Here is a 24611-nt window from a genome sequence, read left to right on the forward strand (position 1 = left end):
CCTCAAACAGGAAACCCCCAACCTAAAACCCACCCTGATCGTAGAAGGTACGGCGGCGTGAAAGTTTCAAGTCTCGTAAAAGGGCGGATTTGGCGCGGATTTCAAAGTTATAGTTGTTGGCGCGGAAGCCTGACCCAGCAAAAGGTGTCCAGTTGAACGACATTTCCCAGCAGTGCAAGTCGCGAATGATACCGATATTGGTAATCGAAGGTGCTTTGGCTACAACGTCAACGCCCGTCGAATACGTAAATTTCCACTTAGGAGTCAAGCTAAAGTCTCCCTGCATGGTCAGGGCCTGAATGGTCGTTGCTTTGGCCAAGCCTTGTTTGGTGTATCCGAAGTTGTAACTAAAATTAACCGTCCACGGAATGTTAAAATCAACGTATGCCGCAGGATTGGCATTAATCATCCGTTGTTGTTCTTCGGTATTAGGGGTATTGGCTTTTTTAGGCTTATCGGCACCTTTGGGGGCAAACCGCGTCGAAAAGGCGATGTTCATGTTCGACAGCTTGGCCAGCCCTTGGTTTGCCATCACCGAATATTTATTGATTTTACGTCCAACCGTACCGTAAGCCGCGTCTTGCACATAAGCGTAGGGGTCAAAACTAGCCGAGAAGTTGAAATTCAGGTTTTTAAACAACTGCGCGTTGGCCGCTAAACTAATATCTGACATATTGAGCGAGTCGGCCATGAGGTTATACGAACCGTTCAAACTCAAGTTGTCCAAAATAGATTTTTTCTCAAACTGTTTGCCCGTAGAGTCGGATTTAGGGCGGAGTTTGGCTTCAAATAAGTTGTTCAAACTCCACGAAATTGCGGCGGCTGAGGTACCTGAAGTCGTTAAGTTTCCACCCACGGTTCGATAACGATTCAAGTAACGCACTTCGCCTCGCTCATTAACCACCGTTTTTTCGTACAAATTCGACTGGTCAGGTACATAACTAATGCTTGCCGATGGAATCACGGTATGACGAATGGCCTCCAAGCGTTTGCCTTTGATAAAAAATGTTCCGTAGAGGCGGGTATTGACACTGGCGCTGAACGAAACGTTGTTGGCAAAATAGAACCCTTTGAGGGTGTCCACTTGTACTTTGTTTCCGCTAATGTATTTGTATTGAAACTTTTGCGTAAAGGCATCACCCGACATCGAAATGCCTGGAGTGATGTTAATGTAGCGGAATAGTTTAATGTTCGGTAAAGAAATCGGAATCGAAAAACGCCCCGTAAACTGTGAGTTTTTGATAAACTGACTGAAAGTTTCGGCGTTTAACGCATAAGTAGTGATGGGACTTGTGCTACTTCCCACCACGTTGGTAGGAGGATTCGCCCATACAAATCCCAAGCGTGCACTTGACGTATCAGCATACACAATGTTGTTGTTGGCCGTTAGCCCTCCGCTGAAATCCATCCCCAAGCGAAAGCTTTCATACCACGCACCCGTCCCACCTTTGAGGGCAAAAGGAGCGATTTGGTTGATACCGAAGTTAAAATCAATACCTGCATCAATCGCCCCTGGGTCAATTTGATTTCCGTCGGCATCTACTTTGGAGCGGTCGGGGAAACGCTGATTGACGCGCATACTAGCTCCCATCCGCGCAAATTGCCCAAACTGCTTGTTGTATTGTACCGACGACCCCGCCACGTTTTGGATGTAGCGCTGGGTGCTAAATTCGTTGAACTGGTTAAAGCTATTGCTACCGATGTTGACCGAAGCACCAAAACTCGACGTCCCGCGGGTGACGGGTGTGTGTGTCCAGTTGAGACTAAAGTCATTACGTGGTTTGTTCAACACCTTGATTTCGTTTCCTTGCACGTTGCGGTTGAAGCGCAGGTTAAAGTTCCCGTTGAAACGGTATTTGACCGCATACGGCATGGCTAGTCCTATTCCCCAGCTTCCTCGGGAGTAAATCTGCCCCGTAATGCTCATGTTGATTTTGTCACTAATCGCCCAGTAATAGCCCCCGTCGCGGAGGTAGTAACCACGGCCATTGGGCTCTTCGCCGTAGGTAGGCATGATGAGTCCCGACGTACCAATTTCTTTTTTCTTAGGAATGGGAAAAAAGCCAAAAGGTAAACCAATGGGCAAAGGTACATCGGCAATTACTAAATTGAACGGCCCCGAAATGACCTGTTTTTCGGGAATGACTTTGATTCTCTTGGCTGCGATGTGGAAGTGAGGGTGGGTCAGGTTACAGGTTGTATAAATCGACCCACGAATGTACATATTGTCCTCGGCGTCTTTCTTTACCGTTGTCCCACGGATATTGCCATCGCCTTGTTGGGTCACAATACCTTTAATAAATCCTTTCCTTGTCTTGAAATTATACCGCAGTTCTTTGGTGTCATACTTTTCGCCGTTGTCCTCAAAAATAGGTTCTCCAACCCATTTTTTGGAGGTTGTATCGTACGTTCCTTTGGCAAAAACCTCGTTGGTTGTCCAGTTTAAACGAATGTAATCCGCCTGTAGGACAATGGCTCCATACGTCACTTTGGCTTGTCCGTAAAGATGCACTTCCTGGGCGGTAGGATCCATGATGGTCGAATCTTTGGCGCTATAGACCACCGTGCTTTTGAGGTCGCTTTCGGCTTGGAGGGTATCTTTTTTGGTGCTATCGGCATTGGCCATGGTAACTCCAACGCGAGGAAGTGATGCCGAGCGCTTTTGGAGCGAATCGGGAGCTACAACGGGATTCGTTGGTTTACGAGGAAGTAGCCTTTGGGCCATTAACCCAAAGTTGCCCATCAAGATTAGGGCCAAACATAGCAGCCAATGGGCGGCACTTGCGATACTCTTCTGTGTTCGTGGAGACAACTTTACAACTACTTTATTTGCAAAAGTACGGCATTCCGCGTTTTGAAGGGACGAAAGTTTGTTAAAAGTTATTAAAGCCCTTTTTTGTCTCCCCTCAATTTGCTTCCCTCATCAGTAAAATCAGACGAGCCAAGTCTTAAAACGTCAGACTGTTAAACTTCGTATTTTTTATGAAACACGTCTTTGCGGGGGTGCTAGCCATCGCCTTTCTACTGTCAAGCTTTAAGCAAGCGAATTTCAACGCTCCGCCGCCAAAACATCCTAATATTTTGTGGATTACGTGCGAAGACATGAGTTATCACCTAGGGAGTTTTGGAAGCAAACTGGTTCAAACCCCTCAGCTTGATCAACTTGCCGCCGAGGGTACGCGCTACACCAACGCGTTTGCTACTGCGGGTGTGTGCGCCCCTAGCCGTTCTGCGATTATTACGGGGATGTATCAACAATCCATAGGTACCCAACACATGCGTACCTTGGCTGCTTCAGCGGTGGCTTCCGACGCCTATCCACCTGGTTTTAAGGGTTATTCGGCGGTTATTCCTGATTATGTCAAATGTTTTCCTGAATACTTACGAGCGGCGGGTTATTATTGTACCAACAATTCCAAAGAAGATTATCAGTTTGAAGCTCCTCCGACTGCTTGGGACGAAAGTAGTACACGGGCGCATTGGCGTAATCGTCCCGATAAAAACCAGCCTTTTTTTGCCGTTTTTAATTTTACCACTACACATGAGTCGCAGGTATGGGCGCGGTTGAAAGAACCTTTGCTCGTCAAACCCGAGGATGTCACCGTACCTCCCTATTACCCCGATACCCCCGAAGTCCGCCTTGATATTGCGCGGCATTTGTCGAACGCCATGGTGATGGACCAACAAGCAGGAAAAATATTGGAACAACTTCGGGAAGATGGCCTTGCCGACAATACCATTGTGTTTTTCTTTTCCGACCACGGCGATGGCCTTCCTTACGTCAAGCGCGAAGTGACGCAGCGCGGTTTGAGGGTTCCTTTTATTGTTAAAAATCCGTTTGTTCCCCAAAACCAACGAGGAAAAGTAGATAACCAACTGATTAGCTTCGTTGATTTGGCACCGACGCTGCTGTCGTTGGCGCACATTCCTATTCCCAAACATTTGCAAGGGCAGGCATTTTTGGGACAACAAAAAGCCAAAAACCCACGAAAGTTTGTATTTGCCGCCCGCGACCGCATGGACTCGGAATACGACCGCGTACGAAGTGTACACGATGGGCGTTATCAGTACCTCCGCAACTACATGCCCGAAAAATCATACTACCAGAATATTCGCTACCGATTGCAACAACCGTCGATGCAATCCATTTTAAAACTCAAAGAGGCAGGTCAGCTCAATGCGACGCAGTTACGGTGGTTTAGTCCCAGCAAGCCTACCGAAGAATTGTACGACTGCCAAAATGACCCCCACCAATTTGTCAACCTTGCAGAAATGGCTCAGTATCAGCAAAAATTAAAAGAAATGCGGGACGTCTATGACCGTTGGATTCAACAAGTAGGTGATAAAGCTGCCGAACCCGAAATGGAAATGGTTGGTCGATGGTGGGGAGGAAAAGACACCCCTCCGCAAACGCAAATCCCCATTATCTCCGTCAATTCTTCTAAAATTACGTTAACTTGCGCCACCAAAGGAGCCTCTATTGGGTACAAAAAACACTGGAAAGCATCAAGTTGGCAGGTATATACCCACCCTTTAGAGCTATCCAAAGGCGATTCGCTGTACGTGATTGCACAGCGGATTGGTTACCGACGGAGTGGAATTGTTACTTATCCTCAATTATAAACCCACGTTCAAACCCAAATCACTATTACTATGTCAAAAACTCAAGTAGCCGTAGTAGGTCTTGGCTTTATTGGCCCAGCCCACATCGAAGCTCTACGGCGTTTGCCCGACGTTGAAGTAGCAGGTATTGCCGATTTTTCGGCCGAAATCGCCCAAGCCCGTGCCCAATCGCTCGGCACAGCCGCTTACGATTCGTTTGATGACCTCCTTCGCGACGACTCTATCGAATGCGTTCATATTTGTACGCCTAACTTCCTCCACTACGAGCAAGCCAAAAAAGCGTTGTTGGCGGGTAAAAATGTGGTTTGCGAAAAACCACTTGCTACCACCACGGCTCAAGCCGAAGAATTGGTAGAGTTGGCCGATAAATTGGGCTTGGTTAATGCCGTTCACTTCAATCTTCGCTACTACCCATTGATTCGTCAGATGAAAACGATGCGTGAAAAAGGCGAACTCGGTGACATTTATTCGGTACAAGGTAGCTATTTGCAAGACTGGCTTTTCTTACCGACCGACTACAACTGGCGTTTGGAGCCTTCGCAATCGGGCGACTCGCGCGCCGTTGCTGACATCGGCTCGCACTTGTTCGACCTCATCGAATACATCACAGGTCTTCACATCACCGAAGTAATGGCAGATTTTAATACGGTTCACAAAACGCGTATGAAACCTAAGAAGGCCATCGCCACTTACTCAGGCAAGTTGTTGCAAGCCTCTGACTACGAAGAAGTACCTATCACTACCGAAGATTTTGCCTCGATTTTGTACCGTTTCGACAACGGAAACACGGGCGTCGCTACTGTAAGTCAGGTATCGGCAGGGCGCAAAAACCGCTGTACGCTCGAAATCAGCGGTGCAAACCAAACCTTCAACTGGTGCTCAGAAACCCCTAACGAAGTATGGATGGGGCGTCGTGAAGTAGCCAACCAAGTATTGTTGCGCGACCCTGCCCTTGCCCACGAAGAAGCACGTGCTTTGATGACTTTCCCAGGTGGCCACAACGAAGGCTTCCCCGATACATCGAAGCAGTTGTTTAAAGAAGTATATGCAGCCATCCGCAACGGAAAACCAGCCAATCCAACGTATCCAACGTTTGCCGACGGCTTGCGTGAACTTCGCCTCTGCGACAAAATCGTAGAAAGTAGCCGTGAGCGCCGCTGGGTAACTGTGTAGCCGCTGATTAATTTGAAAATTAGCTAATTCGACAATTTCCTCATTTTCAAATTACCACATTTTCAAACTGTTGAATTAATATTTCCGTAACTTTGCGGAGAAAATAGTATTTTTACATCGTACCGCCACTGACCTTTATGTCTCTTTTTCAGGAGCTTGAAGTCAATGGCAGTACGATTTTTTTATTAAGCTAATAGAGAGAAATTACAATGGAGCCACTAAAGATTGCCATTTTGGACATGTACGATGGGTATGCCAACGAAGGAATGCGTTGTATCAAAGCCATCACAGAGCACTTTGTGAATCAAGAAGGAATGGCGGCTACCTATGAGGTATTTGATGTGCGCCAAAAATGCGAAGTGCCTGATTTGAGTTTTGATATTTTTATTTCATCGGGCGGGCCAGGCAATCCTCAACCCGTGGGCGAGCCGTGGGAAAAACCTTTCTTTTTGCTCCTTGACCAACTTTGGCAATACAACCGCCAACCGCATCATCCCCGCAAAAAACACCTCTTTTTGATTTGTCACTCCTTCCAAATGGCGTGTTTGCACTGGGGCGTTGGATTGGTTTGTAAACGTCGTTCGACTTCTTTTGGGATTTTTCCAATGACCAAAACGCGCAGCGGCCAAAATGAGCTCTTATTTAAAAATTTGCCTGACCCATTTTATGCTGTTGATTCACGGGACTTTCAGGTGATTGAGCCTAATCATCATCATTTAGAGCGGATTGGTGCCAAAATATTGTGCATCGAAAAAGAACGTCCGCACGTGGCGCATTTGGAAAGAGCAGTGATGGCAGTACGCTTTTCTCGTGAAGTATTTGGGACGCAGTTCCACCCCGAAGCCGACGCCGAAGGGATGCTTCGTCACTTCCAAAAAGACGAAAAACGCGAAGGAATCATCAAAAACCACGGGGAAGAAAAATACAACGACATGGTTGCTCACCTCCAAGATCCCGACAAAATTATGCTTACCGAAGCATCTATCATTCCAACTTTTCTCCAAAAAGCAGCCGAACAACTCAGTGCGAATGTCGTAGTTAGCATGCAAAGTGAGATGAATGTCGAGGTCAGAATGTAGCGTGTCGAATGAAGTTTTATTTGGAGAAATTGATTTGTTGATTATTTTTGGTTGATTATCGAACTTCAAACGAGATGCAAGAGCTTATTTTTATCGTCGAAGAAGATGTTGAGGGTGGATATACAGCCCGCGCATTGGGTGAAGCTATTTTTACTCAGGGAGATACCGTGGAGGAACTTAAAGAGATGATTAAAGATGCCATCGAATGCCATTTCGATTCTCACGAGGCTAAACCTAAGATCATTCGTCTTCACTTCGTAAAAGATGAAGTTTTTGCAATTTAAATGAAGACTCCCAGAGATATAACAGGTGAACAGCTAATAAAACAGTTGAGAAAACTAGGATATGAAGTCGTACGATAAACTGGGAGCCATATTCGGATTAGAACACAACAAAACGGTATTCATCAAGAAACAATCCCTCATCATTCTCCCTTAAAAATAGGCACATTGAATGCAATCTTAAACTCAGTTGCGTTGCATTTTAAACTTTCGAAAGAAGAACTTTTGGCTATTTTGTTTGGGTAAACCTCTTAGTTCCTATGATTACACAACTTCGACAAACGTACAACGCAGCTTTCAGCGAGGAAAAATATAACGAATTTGTTGCGGGCATTCACGCCGATTGGCCCAATCAACTCGAATTTAGGGTGGCAGAAACGCCCGTTTTTGTGCCAAAATCCCTGAAAAATAAACTCATTGAAGCCTGTGAATCGTTTGTGGATGTGATTGTAGGAAGCGAGTTCAAAACCCAAACTCAACCCGCCATTCCTGCTGACCAAAACGTACCAAACGAAAATAATCATAGCTCATTTTTGGCCATTGATTTTGCCATTTGTAAAGATGCCAACGGAGAACTTACGCCTCAACTGATAGAATTACAGGGCTTTCCGTCTGTTTTTGGGTTTCAAAGTTACGTCACCGAGAAATTTCGCGATTATTTCCCTATTCCTGCCGATTTTAGCAATTATTTTAGCGGGGTGCGTACACAAGCTGAGTACATTGCCAAGTTGAAAGAAGTGATTGTTGGCCACGAAAATCCCGAAAATGTCATTTTGCTGGAAATTTATCCAGAACAACAAAAAACCCGCATCGACTTTGCCGTGACGGAAGCATTTTTGGGGGTAAAAGCAGTTTGTTACACAAAAATCAAAAAGCATGGACGTGAGCTATTTTATGAAAAAGACGGCCGCGAAATCAAAATCAAACGCATTTATAACCGACTGATTTTTGATGATTTGGGTAATTTTCCTGACCTTCAAACAGCGTTTAGCCTTACGGATGATGTGGACGTGACTTGGGTAGGGCATCCCAACTGGTTTTTTCGTATTAGTAAATATACACTTCCATTTCTCAAATCTCCCTACGTACCCGACACCCGCTTCGTGAGCGAATACGCTGGGCAATTTCCTGCTGATTTAGAAAATTACGTCCTTAAACCTCTGTTCTCATTTGCGGGAAGTGGCGTAAAAATCCACGTGTCTCCCGAAGACCTGACGTCCATTACCGACCCTGAAAATTGGATTTTACAACGAAAAGTGGCTTATGAACCTATTATTCAAGCCTTGGATGGACTAGTGAAATGTGAGATTCGGATGCTTTATGTGTGGGAAGACAATGCCCCGCGCCCGCAGTTGCTCACAAGCTTGAGCCGCTTGAGCCGTGGTGAAATGATCGGCGTTCGCTTCAACAAAGACTTTACGTGGGTAGGAGGGAGCACCTGTTTTTACGAACCTGACTAAGTATATCTGCTAAGTACAACTAACTTTTGACACGGTAAAGCTTTGACTTTTCGGTAATTGTGCGTTATGTTTGTGTTACCAAATAGTCGTTTTCCACACAAAAGAGTATTGTATGCCAAAACTGGCCAAGAAAACTAAGCAGGACTATTTCCTGTCAGTGGATGATTTGTTAAGTATAAACTTCTCAGACAATCTCATCGTACTTTCGTGTCGTTTTTTTAGTCCATTTTGGTCTAACAACGCCTCCTTTGTGTAATTTTTATCGTATCCAAAGTATTGTTTAAAGAATTCGATTGGAACAAGGTTCTGATTTGGTACTTTTTTTATTTATTAACTCTAACAAACTAAACTGTATGAGACACATTTTACGTGTAAGCCTATTAGTGGCTATGTGCTTGTCGGTTCTTCTGGCAAGAGCGCAAGACAAGGTGGTGACAGGAAAAGTTACCTCGGCAGAAGATGGGGTAGGAATACCTGGCGTTGCTGTTGCCGTGAAAGGCACAACCAAAGGGACTAACTCTGACGCTGAAGGAAACTATCGGTTGGCCGTTCCTGACAATGCAACGTTGGTTTTCAGTTTCGTGGGATTCACCGTTTTGGAAGAAAAAGTAAACGGCCGCTCAGAAATCAACGTTCAGCTAAAACCTGAAACAAGAAGTTTGAGCGAAGTCGTTGTAACAGGATACGGCTCACAAATCAAGCGTGAGTTGACAGGAAACATCGCCAAAATTCGCCCTGCTGATATCCAAGACATGCCTGTTAATACCTTCGACCAAGCCATTCAAGGAAAGGCCGCTGGAGTACAGGTAACGGCAGGTTCGTCGAAGCTAGGGCAAGCGATTCAGGTACGGGTACGTGGTAACTCGTCGGTATCGGCTTCTAACCAGCCTTTGTATGTATTGGATGGAATTCCAGTAACGACCCAAAACTTGAGTAACAACGGTGGTGCTACTAACCCATTGGCGGACATCAACCCGCAAGACATTGAGTCAATTGAAGTATTGAAAGATGCCTCTGCGGCAGCCATTTATGGTTCGCGCGCGGCCAATGGCGTTGTACTTATCACCACCAAACGTGGTAAGTCGGGACGGACAAACATCAACTTCGGTTATCAATTTGGTTCAAGTAAGCCAACCAAGCAGGTGAAGTTTTTGAATACGGAACAGTATTTGAAACTATACCGCCAAGCGGCTGCTAACTCGGATCGTATCGACGGTATTGACCCTAAAGCCGCTGATTCTTACACAACTTATATGGAAGATTTCTTCCAAACACAAAGTCTAGGAACATTTGGCACTGCTAACCAAGCTGACACCGATTGGGGTGGATTGGCGTACCAAAAAGCGCCAATGAGCCAGTATGACTTAAATATCAGCGGAGGAAATGACAAGACTTCGTTCTTTGTGTCAGGGCAGTTGCTTGACCAAAAAGGGATTTTGATTGGTAACGCCCTCAACCGTATGTCGGGTCGTATCAACCTCGACCAAAAAGTATCTGATCGTTTCCGCATGGGAATCAACATGAGCATGGCCCGTACGTTGAACAATCGTTTGTCGGGCGACCGTCAGTTTGACAACCCGATTCAGATGGTAGCTTTGCCTCCAATGACGCCACAAAACGACCCAGAAACGGGTCTTCCAGTAGGAACGCCTCCAGGTGATATTTCGATTCCTGTGTATTATAATCCACTTATCAATATCGGTAATGCCTACTACAATACAACTGTTAGCCGCAGTATTAGCAGCATATATGGCCAGTTGATGATTGTAAAAGGACTGAATTTCCGTTCTGAACTAGGGGTGGACGTATTGAATCAACAAGAAGAGTCTTACTACAATAGTAAAACACAACGTAATTTCGGTGCACCAAATGGTTTAGGCGAAAATGCCTTTACCCGGGTTGAAAACTACAACACCAACAATTACTTTACGTATAACAACAGTTTCGGAAAACATACCATTGATGGTACATTGGGGATGTCGTATCAGCAATCACAAGAGAAGTTTGCCCTTACCCAAGGCCAAGATTTCCCTTCGGATGCGTATCGTATGATTGCGAGTGCGGCCCGTAAAACAGCGGGTACTTCTACCGAAACCAATTTCCGTTTCTTGTCTTATTTTGCCCGTGCCAACTACAAATTCAACGACCGTTACCTGTTAGGATTGAGCGCACGCATCGACGGATCGTCACGTTTCGGACGCGACAGCCGCTACGGATTCTTCCCTGCGGTTTCGGCGGGTTGGGTACTTTCGGAAGAAAGCTTCTTGCAAAACAATGCTGTTATTAGTTTCTTGAAAGTTCGTGCGAGTTACGGACGTACAGGTAACGCCGAAATCGGAAACTTCCCACAACTTGGACTATACACGGGCGATGCCGCTTATGCAGGTTTGCCAGGCCAACGCCCTTCGCAGTTGGCTAACCCCGATTTGAAATGGGAAACTTCAGACCAAGTTGACATTGGTATCGACTTTGGTATCCTCAATAACCGCATCAGTGGGGAAATTGACTACTACAACAAACAAACTTCAGGGCTTTTGTTGAACGTAAACGTACCAGGTACGACTGGTTTTACAACCCAAGTGAAAAACGTAGGTCGCTTGGAAAATAAAGGAGTAGAATTTGTATTAAATACCGACAACTTGGTAGGGGCATTTAAGTGGAAAACAAGCATCAATTTGGCTGCTAACCGCAACAAAATCACCGATTTGCAAGGTCAAATTATCGAAGCGGGTCTTAACAACATGAGCCGCGCCGTAGAAGGACAACCACTCGGGACATTTTTTACCGCCGAATATGCGGGCGTAGATCCTGCCAACGGAGACGCCCTTTGGTATAAAAATGTGACAAATACCGATGGTACAATCGACCGCAGTACAACAAACGTCTATAACCAAGCACAACGCGTTGTCGTAGGAAACCCACAACCTAAACTCCTTGGTGGTTTGACAAACACGTTTAGCTACAAAGGATTTGACTTGAGTATCTTCTTCAATGGTGTGTTTGGTAACAAACTCAATTTCTACGGTGTAGGACGTTTCTCTTCAGCCAATGCTCGTTTTGAAGATAACCAAACGGCAGACCAGCTGGATTCTTGGACCAAAGAAAATCCAAACGCAAAATTCCCAGAAGCACGTTTGTTCTTCAACAACGGTGCGCAACCATCAAGCCGTTTTATCCAGGATGGTTCGTTTGTTCGTTTGCGTAACGTGACACTTTCATACAGTTTGCCAAAATCATTGTTGAACAAAGCCAAAATCAACAGTGTACGTTTGTTCTTGACGGGTCAGAACTTGTTGACCTTCACGAAATACACAGGTTGGGATCCAGAAGTAAATGCCGACGACATCGTAACCAACATTGCGCAAGGCTATGACTTCTACACAGCACCTCAAGCGAAAACCATTACGGGAGGTATCAACATTGGTTTTTAATTTTTCAACACTTTGATTTTTCACACAATGAATACATCCATTAAATCTTTTGTACTTGCAGGCTCAGTAATGCTCTTGAGCGCTGCCTGTGCCAACCGACTCGATGTACAGCCGACTCAAAGTATCGACGAATCGACGGCCTTGGCAACCGAACAAGACGTAAACGTAACCCTCGTTGGGGCGTACGACGGAATGAGTAGCATAAATGTGTATGGTGGCGCATTCCAATATACGGGCGACCTTCTTGGTGATGACCGCGAAGTGATTTTCGGTGGAACATTTACTACTTTAGACGAGCTTTGGCGTAAAACAATTACCCCTGGAAACGCCCAGACTACGCTCACTTGGAACAACTCGTATGCTGCGATTAACCGTGCCAATAACGTGTTGAGTGCCCTCGACAAAGTAAGCACTGCTAACCGAGGTCCCGTTGAAGCGCAAGCTCGTTTCATTCGGGCGGCGATTTATTTTGAACTCGTACGCTTGTATGCAAAAGCTTGGGGTGACGGCGATAATGCGGCCAATTTAGGCGTACCGTTGGTATTGAACCCTACTCGTTCGGTGACTGACGAAGATTACAAAGCGCGTAACAGCGTCGCAGAAGTGTATGCCCAAATCATTGACGATTTGACAAAGTCGGAGCAATTGGCCAAATACCCGCCTGCTATTGCCCTTTTGGCACGGGTCTATTTGATGCAAGGGAACAATGCCTCTGCGCGTGATGCGGCCAACCGCGTTATTGCATCTGGGTTATTTGAACTTGAAACTGATTTTGCCAATGCCTTTGTTGACGACAATGCCGAGAGCATTTTCAGCATCGTAGTAACCGATCAGGATGGTGCTAACGACATGAATACGTATTATGCTTCTGCTTTGAACCAAGGGCGTGGCGATATTCGTGTTCAAACAAAACACTTGGCATTGTACGAAGCAGGTGATGTGCGTGGGAAGTTTTTTGACACTAGTAACAACGGAACGCGTACTTTTACTAGCAAATTCAACGACCGTTTTGGCGATGTACCCGTGCTTCGTTTAGCAGAAATGTACCTTATCCGTGCAGAAACAAATTTCCGCTTAGGAACGACTGTAGGAGCAACGCCTTTGGCAGATATCAACATGATCCGTGCTCGCGCAGGTTTGGCACCACTTGAGTCACTTACTCTAGCCGCTATCCTGAAAGAACGTAAATTGGAATTAGCGTTTGAAGGTCAACAAATTCACGACATCAAGCGTACCAAAGGAACGGTAGGAACAACGGTTTTTAGTGCCAATAACTTGGTTCTTCCGATTCCACAACGTGAAATAGATACCAACAAAAAATTAGTGCAAAACCCAGGTTATTAATCACTTGGGAGTTTCTTTATCAACAATTTGAAGAGTAGTTCAGACACGTCGCATATTAATTTGTGCGACGTGTTTATTTTATTCGTAAATCGCTTTTTGATACCATTGTTTTGAATAGTATGACGAATCGTCACGAGCTTTTTTATAATTACCTCGCCCAAACGTCTGATTTTCCGCTCGCACTCGACATCGACCGTGCCGAGGGAATTTATCTTCACGGAACCAACGGCGAAAAATACGTTGATATGATTTCGGGGATTGGTGTTAGCAACGTAGGCCACCGACATCCCCACGTGCTGAAAGCCATTCACCAGCAGCTCGATAAATATATGCACCTGATGGTGTACGGGGAATACATCGAAACGCCCCAAGTGAAGTTGGCTGAGGCGTTGGTTGGAACTTTAAGACCCCACCCCTTGCCCGTCCCCTGCGAGGAAGGGGAGCTATTCAATCTCCCTCCCTTACAGGGGAGGGTTGGGGAGGGGTTAGACAACGTCTATTTCACCAACTCAGGCGCGGAAGCAGTCGAAGGAGCCATGAAACTCGCCAAGCGCTTTACAGGGCGCAGCGAAATCATATCTTGTTTCAATGCCTACCACGGCAGTACGCAAGGCGCGTTGAGTTTGGCGGGGGCTGAGTTTTTCAAACGTAATTTTCGTCCCTTACTCCCCGACGTCCGTCACATTCGTTTTGGCGTATTGGAAGACCTTGCCCTAATTACTACCCGAACGGCCGCCATCATCATCGAAGTGATTTCGGGCGAAGCGGGCGTGCGAGTTCCCGACGTTGCGTACCACCAAGCCTTGCGCGCGCGTTGTACCGAAACGGGTACCTTGTTGGTCTATGATGAAATTCAGACGGGCTTTGGGCGAACGGGCACCTTCTGGGCGTTTGAGCAATTTGGGGTCGTACCCGATATTTTGTTGTGTGCCAAAGGTATGGGTGGCGGAATGCCCATTGGGGCGTTTATTTCGTCCAAAAGCATCATGGCTGTTTTTAAAAATAATCCTATTTTAGGCCATATCACTACCTTTGGTGGACATCCTGTGAGTTGTGCCTCTTCGTTGGCTACGTTAGAAGTGATTCATTCAGAAGGGCTTGCTGAAAGTGCTGTCGCTAAAGGGCAGCTTATTCGCGAGTTGTTACAGCATCCTTCCATCAAAGAAATTCGGGGGAAAGGACTGATGTTGGCGGTCGAGTTTGAGTCGTTTGAAGTACTAAAACCCATCATTGACCGCGCGATATTGCGGGCAAAACAGGGCACGGGAGTAATCACCGATTGGTTTTTGTTTTGCGATAACTCCATGCGAATTGCCCCGCCGCTTGTCATCACGGAGGCCCAAATTAGGGAAGCGTGTAATATCATTTTAGAAGCAATAGATTGACAAATTTTAATACCTTTGTGGCCTCAATCTACCAATCATCTACCAGTATATATTGACGGGCAAGTTGTCCGTACCACAAATCAAATGGATACCCGATTTTTAGGAGTGGGCGTGGCTTTAGTTACCCCCTTCGACACCAACCACGATATTGATTACACGGCGCTCAAAAAACTCATTGATTTTGTAAGCGAAGGCGGTGTAAATTACCTTGTTGTTCAAGGTACAACGGGCGAAACCTCCACCACTACTGCTCAGGAGAAGCTCGATTTGTTGAAGTTTGTTCAAGACAATAATTCCAAAAAACTCCCAATTGTATATGGTTTAGGTGGCAACAACACCCGTGCTGTGCTGGAAACGTTGAAACAAACCGACCTTTCGGGTGTAGATGTTATTTTGTCGGTATGTCCTTACTACAACAAGCCTTCACAGCGTGGTTTGATTGCTCACTTTACGGCCATTGCCGACGCGAGTCCTGTGCCTGTGTTGTTGTATAACGTACCAGGACGTACGGTGGTAAACATGAAAATAGAAACCATTGTAGAACTTGCCAAACATCCTAATATCATTGGTATCAAAGATGCGTGTGCCAATTTTGACCAATACATGGAATTGGCTAAACTGTGCCCAAGCGACTTTTTGCTGATTTCGGGAGATGATAACCACGTTTCACCCATGATTAGTATTGGTTGGAAAGGGGTTATTTCGGTGATTGCCAACGCTTTCCCGAAAGAATTTACCGAAATGACGTGGCACGCCCTCGAAAATCGCCCCGACGAAGCCGCCGCAATTCAGTATCGTTTCTTGGATATGGACGGCCCGTTGTATGCAGAATCAAATCCTGTAGGCATCAAAAAGTGCCTCGAAATCAAAGGTATATGCAGCAGCGAAGTGCGTTTACCCCTGGTGAAAGCTTCGGATGAACTTGGTGTACAACTTACGGCTATTATGACCCGCGAAGGGTTGTTGTAGTAAATAAGTATTTTTTGATAAACGAAAAGAGGCTGTCATTGTGAGACAGCCTCTTTTCGTTTGTTTTTTGGTGAAAACCACTACGGCAACATAAACACCGCGTTGGAGAACAACAACTTACCGTTGTACCAAAAACCACGGAAAAGTGGGTTGTTAGCGATGTAAACTATTTTACCACGGCCTACTTCTTCTACACCAAGGAAAAGAGAGTTAGGGAGTTTTTCCTTCACGTTTTTACCCGTAAAACCAGCTACGTAGCCCTCTTTTTCGCTTTTTAAATAACCAACGTTCCAGCCATTTTTCAAGAATTCATAGTTATAAACGTTGTTGACAAGGGCAAAATAGTGGTCAGGAAATCCAAATGCCAATGGGTGCGAATTGTCCAATTTGATTTTATAGATACTTCCTGGAGATTCGTCTGACACCGACTCGCGCTCGCGGTTGGCAAACGCTTTCAGGTTATCGTCATCGTTCTTTTTGTCTGACTTCTTGCTGTCGTCTTTTTTGTTTTTCAAGCCAAAACCTTCTTTATCGGCCAAAAGCCCAGTAGCATTTTCCAACAAAATCAAACGACCACCGCTGCGGAGCCATTCGCGCAAGGCAGGGAATTGACTTTCTCGAATAAGTGAACCAAAACCCGATGGGACAATCAATACGTCCAATTTTGCAAACGGAATCCCTGCTCCAAAACGGCTATTAGGGTCGATGAGTGTCAGCGGGTAACTGAGTTCTTGGTCGAAGAAATGCCAAATTTCGCCTACGTTGGTCGCTGTAGTACCCTCACCTGCTAGAAGCCCAACCCGTGGCGTTGTTTTGAGATTATAGACATAGTCAGAGCCAAAGTCAGAGCCTTTAGAGGCCGCACCGCTTTCAGTGGCGCTGAGTGCTACCCCAAAATTAGCGGCTTCGGCTTGTACAATCTTGTCGAACGAATCACCTAGCCCTTCGTTTCCTGCACGGGTAATAATGAGTGTACCTGCGGCGTAGGTTTTACCGCCCATGTCAAACGTTTTTTCTGCTGCCCGAACCCGTACTTTTTGTTTTGAAATGGCGGCTAAAAACTTGGCATCTTCCGCCGATTTCCACGATACAATATATGCGTAAGGTTTTCCACTAATGGCAGGTTGTGGGCTGCTGGCGGGTGCTTGTGGGTTAGGCGTGAGCCGCTCTTTTACGCCGTATGTTTTGGCACCGTACGCCAACGGTACGCACCAAGACGTAATATCGTAAGTGATTGAATCCTCAAGCATCGGCTTGATTTCGAACAAAATCTTCAATAGATTCGACTTGGGTTGGTAAGCACTGATGACCAAGTCGCCCGCTTCAGTTTTAAAAGGTTCGTCTTTCTGGGTCAAATAGTTGTAGCCAGTCAATGCACGGCTGTCGTTGGCGTATCCGTAGCGGATTTGGTTTTTATCCAACAATGTTTTCAACGCTTTTACGCGGCCTTCGTCGCCTGCTGTTTTTACAACGTACGATTTATAAATGCCAATGGGACTATTTTGGTTACGGTCGTAGAATTTCACAAACTCTTCTACTACTTTGCCCGAACGGTCAGCGATGGCTTCCATGGTGGCAATACTCGCCGCCGATACGTGCGCCACGCGGTGGGTAAGGCGAAGGGTATCTCCTTCATCAGGGCGTTCGTAGGCCAATCCAGCGATGCCGCCACCACCTTGCTCGTAGGTCATCGCAATTGCACCGTTGTAAGTAGGCCAAGTATCACCATAACTTGGGTAAAACAAGTCGAAACGCTCGCGTGTATAGTAGAGCCAGTTGTTGCGGTCAAAGTAGCGTTTGTTGTATGTACCTACCACATCCTGCATTTCACGTTGCCACGGTGTGATGTCTTCGTGGTAAGGCTTGGCTGATGGTGCAAAATAGTAGGGGCTGTTGGGACCCATTTCGTGGAAATCGCCGTGTACTTGTGGCATCCATTGTTGAAAAGCAGCCACGAGTTGTTGCATAATCTCTTGGGTTTGCCACGCCCAGTCGCGGTTGGGGTCAAACAAGTAGTGGTTCCAACGTCCTCCTGGCCAAGGCTCGCCGTGTTCCCAAGCGGAGGTGTTAGCATTGGCGGTCACCCCCACTTTTTGGTTGTACCAGTTGACGTAGCGGTCGTGGCCGTCGGGGTTAAGGCAAGGGGCTAAAATAACCACGGTATTTTTTAGAATCTTGTCGGCTACTGCTCCACCCGCCAACAGTTCGTGCAGTACTTTGGGAAATGCGGCTGAATTGGTTACTTCGTTTCCGTGTACGTTGTAACTCATCCACACAATCGCAGGGCGCGTTTTGCTGGTCGGTTGACCGCTCATCAAACCGATGCTTTTGAGGTTATCGGTACGGATCTGGTCTAAGTTTTTAATGTTTTCTTCCGAACTCACTACGACCATCATCAGTGGGCGTTTTTCAAATGTTTGTCCGTACGACATCAATTTTACTTTGGCAGGCACTTGCTGCGATACGTGCGTAGCATACTGATAAAGACGGTGGGTAGGGACCATTTGTTCCCCTGGCGCAAAACCAAAGAACTGCGTAGGTGATTGAAGCTGGGCCAGAGACTGTAAGCTCAAAAGTAAGCCCGCTAAATACAATAAGGGTTTTCTCATGGAGGTTTTTAGTTGAAATGAGTTGTAACAAATGCTTAGTTTGGTACAACAATTAAAATGAATGGCCAAAAATAAGCAAACTTTAAAGATACCGTAAATTTATTGGACAAGCCCGAAAGAAAAAGCGATGTAGCTGCTTTTAATGAAAACTAATCCAAGCTCTTTTTATGAACTCTCGTCGCGATTTCCTTCGCCAAGTGGGCGGGTCTGCCCTTACGTTATCATTGGCTACTACTACTTTTCACGAACAAGCACACGCTTTACCTGCCGACGGCAAGCAACTTGGCGTGGCTTTGGTAGGATTGGGGAGCTACGCCGACCGCGTGGCTACGGCCATGAAAGATTGTAAGTTGGCAAAACTCATAGGGGGTGTCACAGGAACCCCTTCTAAAATTGATACTTGGAGCACCAAGTTTGGGCTGGACAAAGCCAATTTTTACAGTTACCAAAATTTTGAACAAATCAAAGATAACCCCGCCATCGACGCGGTGTATATAACACTTCCCAACTCTATGCACCACGAATACGTGATTCGGGCGGCCAAAATGGGGAAGCACGTGATTTGTGAAAAACCAATGTCGGTAACGGTCAAAGAGGCCGAAGAAATGATTGCCGCCTGCAAAAAAGCGAACGTCAAACTCTACATTGGGTATCGTTTACACTTTGAACCCTATACCCGTGAACTGATTCGCTTGCGGAAATCGGGCGAATTAGGGAAAATTTTACACGTAAATACCTACGATGGTTTCAAAATTGGTGATCCAAAACAATGGCGTCTCAAAAAAGCCTTAGCGGGTGGAGGAGCCATGATGGACGTGGGTATTTACTGCATCAACGGCGCGCGTTACGCCACGGGAGAAGAACCGATTTGGGTGTCGGCGGAAGAAACTAAAACCGACCCTGTTAAATTCAAGGAGGTTGACGAAACCATCACTTGGCAAATGGGCTTCCCAAGTGGGGCGATTGCGTCGTGCGTAACAACCTATAATTTCAACAACTTAGAACGGCTTTATGTGATTGGCGAAAAAGGCTACGTCGAACTTGGTCCTGCGTTTGGGTATGGCCCTATCAAAGGGCGTACTAATCGCGGCGAAATGAGCTGGGACACCACCAAAATGCACCAAACATGGCAAATGGACGGCTTAGCCGATTGTATTCTCAACGGAAAACCCGATCCTAACATGACGGGCGAAGAAGGACTAAAAGACATGAAAGTGATTGAGGCGGTTTATAAGTCTATTGCAGCTGGGGGGAAAAAGGTGTCGGTGGTTTAGTGTACTAGTTGATTTCGGTCAGACGATAGTCAGACCGCTAGTGCAGTTGGAACTAAAAGATCGTCACTTTTTAGCAATTTCGGTCTGACTGTCGTCTGACCAACGTTGCATCGGTCTGACTATCGTCTGAACTGAATCACGTACATCGGTCAGACGACAGTCAGACCGATGTACGTAAACAAATTGTAAAAAAATAGCTGAAACACTACTGAAAACTTCATTTGAACTTAATTTTTGCGTGAAATAGAGGTAACAACGCACAGGTACTTTTGCAGCTTAATCCATTTCGTTTATGCAAAAGATACTTTTACCCCTCACCCTATTGTTGTTTGTGTATGCTTGTGCCGATCACCGACTCGACCCTGCATTCAATGAAAACCCAGCTACTTTTACCGAAATTGCAAGCATCGACATCGGTGATACAGGTGCTGCCGAAATCAGTGCTTTTGACCCTACCACTGGGCGTTTGTTTGTGGTGAATAACAGTACTGTTAACAAAATTGACATCCTTGAAGTAAGTGCAAATAGCCAACTCAGGGTGGTAGGAAATATCAGCATGACCCCGTACGGCGGAGCTGTCAATAGCTTGAGTATTTTCAACGGCAAACTAGCCGCTGCCATTGAGTCTGCTACTAAAACCGACCCAGGTAAAGTTGTCGTATTCAACACCATTGACCAAAAAGAACTGAAAGTAATTCCGGTAGGTGCTTTGCCTGACATGGTGACATTCTCACCTGATGGTCGTTATATCCTTACTGCCAATGAAGGCGAACCCAACGACGCCTACACCATCGACCCCGTCGGAAGCGTTTCTATCATTTCGGTGGATGACAACTATTCGGTAAAAACCCTCGATTTCTCAGGTTTTGCGCCTCAGCAAGCAGCCCTTAAAGCCCAAGGATTGCGTATTTTTGGACTCAACGCTAGTTTTGCCCAAGACATTGAACCCGAATACATTACTGTCTCGGATGATTCAAAAACCGCTTGGGTGACGCTGCAAGAAAACAATGCCATTGCCAAAATTGACCTTACGTCAAAAACGATTAGTACGATTTTTCCATTAGGCTTCAAAAATTATAACCTTGACGAAAACGCCATCGACGTGAGCGACCAAGACAATGCCATTGCCTTGAAAAAATGGCCTGCTTTTGGCATGTATCAGCCCGACGCCATTGCCGTTCTAGAGTCAGGTGGTGTACCTTATCTTTTCACGGCCAATGAAGGTGACGCCCGCGAATACACTGGTTTTTCTGAAATCCGTCGTGTCAATCACAGTTCAATAATACTCGACCCGACGGCTTTCCCTAATGCTGCTACTCTTAAAACTAATGCTCAGATGGGACGCCTTAATATCACAACTACCCTTGGCAATACCGACGGCGATAATGATTATGATGCGCTTTATTCGTTGGGAGCACGTTCGTTTAGTGTATGGAACGGAAATACGGGTGCTCAGGTATTTGATAGCAAAAATGAGCTTGAAGTACGCAGCATTGCTGCGGGAGTTTATGACGATGCCCGTAGCGATGACAAAGGCGTTGAGCCTGAGGGTATTGCCATTGGCCAAGTAGGGACTCGCAAAGTAGCTTTTGTAGGAATGGAACGCGCCGACGCAGTGGCTGTTTATGACGTTACCAATCCTACTGCTCCCGTCTTTTTACAACTTCTCAAGACGGGTGATGCACCAGAAGGTGTTTTGTTTGTCCCCGCAAACCAAAGCCCGCTCAAGAAGAGCTTATTGATTGTCAGCAGTGAAAATGACGGGATTATCAAAATTTACCGTCCTCAATAAGGAGAAAATTGTGGTTGTGAGCAACCACAATCACAAAACGAACGAATCTGTCAACGGCGTTGTCTAATTTAGGCAGCGCCGTTGTTGTTTTTAGTGCTAAATTCCGAAAAAATTGGTATGTTTCGTGTTTAAACGTCATCAACATGAAACTTCTTTACCTAGCCTTTTTTTCTTGTTTATCCCTCTGCGTTTTTGCCCAAAAACCTCCTATCTCTAGCCTCAAAGAAACGATTACGGCACGCCTCAAAACCGTAGAAGGGGAGTTCGCAGTTGCTTTCAAAGACCTTCAAACGCAAGAAACATTCTTTATCAATGAGCGAGAAAATTTTCACGCGGCAAGTACCATGAAAACGCCCGTAATGATTGAGGTTTTCAAGCAAGCCAAAGCGAAAAAATTCAAACTTACCGATTCGATTTTGGTTAAAAATGAATTCAAGAGCATTGTCGATGGCAGTCCGTTTAAGCTTGATATTAGTGACGATAGCGCCGATGATATGTACCGCCAAATTGGCAAAAAAATGACAATCTATGATCTCACGTACCAAATGATTATTGTAAGTAGCAACCTTGCCACGAATATTTTGATTGACCTGGTGGACGCCAAAAATGCCAATGCAACGATGCGTCAGCTCGGAGCGAAAGAGATTCAGGTTTTGCGAGGTGTGGAAGATACTAAGGCGTTTCAGAAAGGCCTAAATAACTCCGTCACGGCTTATGATTTGATGCTTATTTTTGAAAAAATTGCGCTTAAAAAAGTGGTTAACAGAAAAGCCTGTGATGAAATGATTCGCATTTTATTTGATCAAAAATTTAATGAAATTATTCCAGCTCAGCTTCCAGGGATTGTGAAGGTTGCTCACAAGACAGGGTCTATTACGGGAGTTCAGCACGACTCAGGTATTGTATTTCTTCCCGATGGCCGAAAATATGTGCTAATTTTACTTTCAAAAAAATTGGTAAAACCCAAAGAAGGAGTAAGAGCACTCGCGGATATTTCAAGGCTGATTTATGAAGCCGTAAAGTAAGTTGGGGCTATCTTTGGAAGGTTTAGGGCGGCTAATCGTAAGTTTAGTAAAAAAATTTGTGCCAAAAAGACGGTAGAACATAGCCTTTTTTAGCCTTTTCGTGGGCTTTTTGTTAATTTTTATCTTTTTTTCAATGAAATGTATTTCTTTCTAAAAGAATAAGTCACTAACTTTGTAGAGTTGTTTAAACGACTGCCGCCAAACTAGGTTGTCTTTAAGTAAACTAGAAGCTACTACATTTACTAATGATGTTACTTCTTATGATAAGAAGAGTCAAAATAAAGAGTTTTTCATAACGTTGAGTAAAGTCAAAAAGCCGCGCGGATCTTCTGCACGGCTTTTTTGTTTTTATACTATTCAATAGAATTAGAACCACTCGGGCTGCATCTCCACCGTTGCTCGATTTTGACTAAGAAGTCGCTTGGCTAGGGCCGTGGTCTTTACCAATTCATATTCAAAGAAATAATGAGCAGTAGCTATTTTTCCTTGGTAAAAATGGCGTTCTGAATCAGCGTTGGTATCCACCAGTTTTTTGTTTGCTTCGCTAGCTTGTTTGAGCCACTGCCAAGCGATGGTTGTAATTCCAAACATTTCTAAATAAAGCGTGGCGTCGGCCAAAAATGCCTCCACATTTTGCGGAGCTATGGCCAACAGGTGCCCCGTTACTTGTTGCACCTTGAGCAATGTCTTTTCTAACTGCTCTGCCCAAATAGGTAGCTTTGGTTCGTTGACAGCGGCTTTGGCCTGCGCGATGGTCAGGCTCATTTCTTCGGCCAGCAATTGTACCGCTTTTCCACCTTTGAGGGTAATTTTTCGGCCTAATAAATCGAGCCCATGAATCCCCGTTGTACCTTCGTGAATGGGATGAATACGCGCTTCACGGTAATATTGTTCGAGCGGAAAATCGGTCGTATAGCCTGCACCTCCCAAAATCTGCACGGCTGCACTGGTAGTTTGGCAGCACATTTCGGACGGGTAGGACTTGGCAATGGGCGTAAGCAAATCTAGTAATAATTCTGCCTTTTCTCTCTCAGCTCCTTCGGCGACGTGGGCAATATCGGCCCAAAGTCCACACTGCAACAACAACGACAGCGAACCTTCAACCACCGATTTTTGAAATAATAACATTCGTTTGACATCCGCGTGGTGGATAATCAGCGTCTGAGGCTGGGCTGGGTCTTTGGCCGCGATGGGCCTGCCTTGTGGACGTTCTTTGGCATAGGCCAACGAGGCGTAGTAGGCTGCCGTGCCGATGGCCGCCGCGTTGGTGCCCACTCCAACCCGAGCTTCGTTCATCATTTGGAACATATAACTCAGCCCTTTGTGTTCTTCTCCCACCAAATAGCCCAAGCAGTCGGTATCAGAACCAAACATCAAGTGCGCGATTGGCGCTCCTTTGTAGCCCATTTTATGATAGACCCCTGGTGTGGTGACGCCGTTGGGCACCAATCCTTCGGGCGTAACGCGTTGCTGAGGTACTATAAACAACGAGATTCCTTTCGTACCGATGGGGCCGCCTTTGATTTTGGCCAACAACAAATGAACCACGTTTTCGCAGGCGTCGTGATCACCGCACGAAATAAAGATTTTTTGCCCTTGTATTTTGTAAACACCTGCGGTTTGAGTAGGTTCGGCGCTGGTTGAAATGTCTGATAGCGAGCTTCCTGCGTTGGGCTCGGTCAAGGCCATGGTTCCTTGCCAACGACCGTTGTACATGTTGGGCGTGTAGGTATCAATGAGTTCTTGTGAACCAAAACTTCTAATCAAATTGGCCGCTCCTGTGGTCAAAAATGGATACACACTGGCCGAATAATTAGCGGCTTGAAAAATAAACGCTGCCGCATTGTGAACCGTCGCGGGGAGTTGTTGCCCGCCTTCTTCGTAGCTAAAAGTGGCATTTATCCAGCCATCTTCCCCAAAACGCCGCGTGATGGCTTTCATCCCTTCGTGGACGAGGATTTTTCCATCGACAAGTTGGGGCTCATTTCTGTCCATTTCGGTCAGCAAAGGGCGCAACATTTTGTCGGCGATTTGCTCGGCGGCGTCCAGCACCATATCAAACGACTCCCGATTGTGGTCTTGGAAGTACGGGTATTGTACCAACTGCTCCACGTCAAGCAGTTGGTACAGATTAAATTGAAGGTCGTGTTTTGAAAAAAACATACG

Annotated in this window: 15 protein-coding genes; 12 read left to right on the top strand and 3 right to left on the bottom strand. The window is 45.8% G+C overall.

Features of this window, described 5'->3' with window-relative positions:
• Positions 1–22: 22 nt before the first annotated feature.
• On the bottom strand, positions 23–2812 hold the full coding sequence (locus DTQ70_RS29170; protein ID WP_206019613.1) for a putative LPS assembly protein LptD: 2790 nt from the start codon (positions 2810–2812) through the stop codon (positions 23–25).
• A gap of 170 nt (positions 2813–2982) precedes the next feature.
• Here DTQ70_RS29170 and DTQ70_RS29175 point away from each other — a divergent pair, with 170 nt between their 5' ends.
• From DTQ70_RS29175 to dapA, 9 genes are all read left to right on the top strand, one after another.
• Positions 2983–4623, top strand: a complete 1641-nt coding sequence (locus tag DTQ70_RS29175) for a sulfatase-like hydrolase/transferase (protein ID WP_122934075.1) — start codon at positions 2983–2985, stop codon at positions 4621–4623.
• Between the two features lie 30 nt (positions 4624–4653).
• On the top strand, positions 4654–5796 hold the full coding sequence (locus DTQ70_RS29180; RefSeq protein WP_122934076.1) for a Gfo/Idh/MocA family protein: 1143 nt from the start codon (positions 4654–4656) through the stop codon (positions 5794–5796).
• A 209-nt stretch (positions 5797–6005) separates the two neighbouring features.
• Entirely contained in the window at positions 6006–6875 is an 870-nt protein-coding gene (locus DTQ70_RS29185) for a type 1 glutamine amidotransferase (RefSeq protein WP_122934077.1), read from the top strand.
• Between the two features lie 74 nt (positions 6876–6949).
• Positions 6950–7159: a type II toxin-antitoxin system HicB family antitoxin gene (locus DTQ70_RS29190; RefSeq protein ID WP_122934078.1), complete on the top strand. Its 210-nt coding sequence runs from the start codon at positions 6950–6952 to the stop codon at positions 7157–7159.
• 257 nt (positions 7160–7416) lie between these two features.
• On the top strand, positions 7417–8616 hold the full coding sequence (locus tag DTQ70_RS29200) for a hypothetical protein (RefSeq protein WP_122934079.1): 1200 nt from the start codon (positions 7417–7419) through the stop codon (positions 8614–8616).
• A gap of 353 nt (positions 8617–8969) precedes the next feature.
• Positions 8970–12047: a TonB-dependent receptor gene (locus DTQ70_RS29205; RefSeq protein WP_122934080.1), complete on the top strand. Its 3078-nt coding sequence runs from the start codon at positions 8970–8972 to the stop codon at positions 12045–12047.
• 27 nt (positions 12048–12074) lie between these two features.
• Positions 12075–13391 (top strand): RagB/SusD family nutrient uptake outer membrane protein, encoded by a 1317-nt coding sequence (locus tag DTQ70_RS29210; RefSeq protein ID WP_122934081.1) that lies wholly within the window; start codon positions 12075–12077, stop codon positions 13389–13391.
• 119 nt (positions 13392–13510) lie between these two features.
• The gene (locus DTQ70_RS29215; RefSeq protein ID WP_122934613.1) at positions 13511–14776 is read left to right on the top strand and encodes an aspartate aminotransferase family protein; all 1266 of its coding nucleotides are present in this window, start codon (positions 13511–13513) and stop codon (positions 14774–14776) included.
• 84 nt (positions 14777–14860) lie between these two features.
• Positions 14861–15745: a 4-hydroxy-tetrahydrodipicolinate synthase gene (dapA, locus tag DTQ70_RS29220; RefSeq protein ID WP_122934082.1), complete on the top strand. Its 885-nt coding sequence runs from the start codon at positions 14861–14863 to the stop codon at positions 15743–15745.
• Positions 15746–15825: 80 nt separating this feature from the next.
• On the opposite strand, the gene DTQ70_RS29225 is transcribed toward dapA, so the two are convergent.
• Positions 15826–18354, bottom strand: coding sequence for a M14 family metallopeptidase (locus tag DTQ70_RS29225; RefSeq protein WP_122934083.1), 2529 nt, complete (start codon positions 18352–18354; stop codon positions 15826–15828).
• 167 nt (positions 18355–18521) lie between these two features.
• Here DTQ70_RS29225 and DTQ70_RS29230 point away from each other — a divergent pair, with 167 nt between their 5' ends.
• The 3 genes from DTQ70_RS29230 to DTQ70_RS29240 all read left to right on the top strand — a co-directional run bounded on the left by DTQ70_RS29230 (position 18522) and on the right by DTQ70_RS29240 (position 22445).
• Positions 18522–19628 carry a Gfo/Idh/MocA family protein gene (locus tag DTQ70_RS29230; RefSeq protein WP_122934084.1) on the top strand — a complete coding sequence of 369 codons (1107 nt, stop codon included), beginning with the start codon at positions 18522–18524 and terminating at the stop codon, positions 19626–19628.
• 292 nt (positions 19629–19920) lie between these two features.
• Entirely contained in the window at positions 19921–21420 is a 1500-nt protein-coding gene (locus tag DTQ70_RS29235; protein WP_122934085.1) for a choice-of-anchor I family protein, read from the top strand.
• A gap of 143 nt (positions 21421–21563) precedes the next feature.
• Positions 21564–22445: a serine hydrolase gene (locus tag DTQ70_RS29240; protein ID WP_122934086.1), complete on the top strand. Its 882-nt coding sequence runs from the start codon at positions 21564–21566 to the stop codon at positions 22443–22445.
• Positions 22446–22811: 366 nt separating this feature from the next.
• On the opposite strand, the gene DTQ70_RS29245 is transcribed toward DTQ70_RS29240, so the two are convergent.
• Positions 22812–24608, bottom strand: coding sequence for an acyl-CoA dehydrogenase (locus DTQ70_RS29245; protein ID WP_122934087.1), 1797 nt, complete (start codon positions 24606–24608; stop codon positions 22812–22814).
• Positions 24609–24611: the final 3 nt, after the last annotated feature.

Source organism: Runella sp. SP2 (assembly GCF_003711225.1).
Lineage (GTDB): Bacteria > Bacteroidota > Bacteroidia > Cytophagales > Spirosomataceae > Runella.

Excerpts from the sequence above, each read along its gene's own strand:
- DTQ70_RS29240 (WP_122934086.1), top strand. The coding sequence starts at position 21,564 with ATGAAACTTCTTTACCTAGCCTTTTTTTCTTGTTTATCCCTCTGCGTT.
- DTQ70_RS29200 (WP_122934079.1), top strand. The coding sequence starts at position 7,417 with ATGATTACACAACTTCGACAAACGTACAACGCAGCTTTCAGCGAGGAA.
- DTQ70_RS29210 (WP_122934081.1), top strand. The coding sequence starts at position 12,075 with ATGAATACATCCATTAAATCTTTTGTACTTGCAGGCTCAGTAATGCTC.
- DTQ70_RS29185 (WP_122934077.1), top strand. The coding sequence starts at position 6,006 with ATGGAGCCACTAAAGATTGCCATTTTGGACATGTACGATGGGTATGCC.
- DTQ70_RS29235 (WP_122934085.1), top strand. The coding sequence starts at position 19,921 with ATGCAAAAGATACTTTTACCCCTCACCCTATTGTTGTTTGTGTATGCT.
- DTQ70_RS29245 (WP_122934087.1), bottom strand. The coding sequence starts at position 24,608 with ATGTTTTTTTCAAAACACGACCTTCAATTTAATCTGTACCAACTGCTT.
- DTQ70_RS29225 (WP_122934083.1), bottom strand. The coding sequence starts at position 18,354 with ATGAGAAAACCCTTATTGTATTTAGCGGGCTTACTTTTGAGCTTACAG.
- DTQ70_RS29190 (WP_122934078.1), top strand. The coding sequence starts at position 6,950 with ATGCAAGAGCTTATTTTTATCGTCGAAGAAGATGTTGAGGGTGGATAT.
- DTQ70_RS29180 (WP_122934076.1), top strand. The coding sequence starts at position 4,654 with ATGTCAAAAACTCAAGTAGCCGTAGTAGGTCTTGGCTTTATTGGCCCA.
- DTQ70_RS29175 (WP_122934075.1), top strand. The coding sequence starts at position 2,983 with ATGAAACACGTCTTTGCGGGGGTGCTAGCCATCGCCTTTCTACTGTCA.
- dapA (WP_122934082.1), top strand. The coding sequence starts at position 14,861 with ATGGATACCCGATTTTTAGGAGTGGGCGTGGCTTTAGTTACCCCCTTC.
- DTQ70_RS29205 (WP_122934080.1), top strand. The coding sequence starts at position 8,970 with ATGAGACACATTTTACGTGTAAGCCTATTAGTGGCTATGTGCTTGTCG.
- DTQ70_RS29230 (WP_122934084.1), top strand. The coding sequence starts at position 18,522 with ATGAACTCTCGTCGCGATTTCCTTCGCCAAGTGGGCGGGTCTGCCCTT.
- DTQ70_RS29215 (WP_122934613.1), top strand. The coding sequence starts at position 13,511 with ATGACGAATCGTCACGAGCTTTTTTATAATTACCTCGCCCAAACGTCT.